The sequence below is a fragment of the Mesorhizobium sp. M5C.F.Ca.IN.020.29.1.1 genome (genome assembly GCF_003997375.1).
Classification (GTDB): Bacteria; Pseudomonadota; Alphaproteobacteria; order Rhizobiales; family Rhizobiaceae; genus Mesorhizobium; species Mesorhizobium wenxiniae.
The window spans coordinates 1-967 of the sequence record NZ_RZSW01001037.1 but is presented as its reverse complement, the minus strand read 5'-3'; the positions used below and the strand labels follow the sequence as shown (position 1 = coordinate 967).

1 protein-coding gene and 1 pseudogene are annotated in these 967 nt (G+C 60.7%); both read left to right on the top strand.

Features of this window, described 5'->3' with window-relative positions:
- Positions 1-625: TolC family protein (locus EOA85_RS36025; RefSeq protein WP_164760171.1), on the top strand; the 625-nt coding region annotated here is incomplete at its 5' end.
- 211 nt (positions 626-836) lie between these two features.
- Positions 837-967: pseudogene (locus EOA85_RS36020) on the top strand (DUF2497 domain-containing protein); the annotation flags it as partial.

Below are 967 nucleotides of genomic sequence, written 5' to 3'. Positions count from 1 at the left end.
GGGCGACGCGGCGGCGGTTGGGGTGAAATCGGCCGAAGGCGCGCTGCTGCCGCAGCTTTCGGCTTCCGCCGGCGTTTCCAGCGCCTATCGCAGAACGGCCCCGGGCTCTGCCGATACGGGGCAGGATGGCACAACCAATTCGGCCAGCATCGGTGCCACGTTGACTATACCGATCTATTCGGGCGGGCGCACGTCGGCGATAGTGCGTCAGAATAAGGAATCGCTCAGCCAGGCCCGGATCGAGGTCGATGTAAGCCGCGACACCGTACGGCAAGCCGTGACCTCGGCATGGACGCAATATATCGCCGCGCAGCAAACCGTGGTGGCCAACAGGCAGGTGATCGCCGCCGCGCAGCTTGCCTTGAGCGGCGTCATCGAGGAGCGCAATGTCGGCCAGCGCACTACGCTCGACGTTCTCAACGCCCAAGCCACGCTCATCACCGCCAAGATCAACCAGGCCAGTTCCGAACGCGATTTGGTGGTGGCGAGCTATGCCATCCTCTCGGCGATAGGTCGTCTTTCGGTCGATCGTCTCGCCCTTCAGGTGACGAAATACAGACCCGAAGAGCATTACAATGCGGTCAAGGACAAGTGGATCGGCCTGCGCACGCCAGACGGCCGTTGATCGCTCCACCAGTTTCAATTCCGTCCAGTTTCAAGGCATTAGAGCCCGCCGTTCAAAGGAACGCGCGGGCTCTAATCTGTTGAAATCCAACGCGCCCTCAGATTGGGGATTCTCGTAAGGCGATCCGTCGGTTACGCTGTTGCCATGATTCGAATCCGGCTTTGGCCGGACTGGAAATCTGCAACGAGTCACAAGGGCGGCGGATGTGACGATGGCGACAGCAAGCAGCGTACAGCGCGAACCTTCCATGGAGGAGATACTGGCTTCCATCAGGAGGATCATCGAGGACAACGATACCGGCCGCAAGCAGCCGGATGAAGCGGACGACCTGCTGCAGGATTT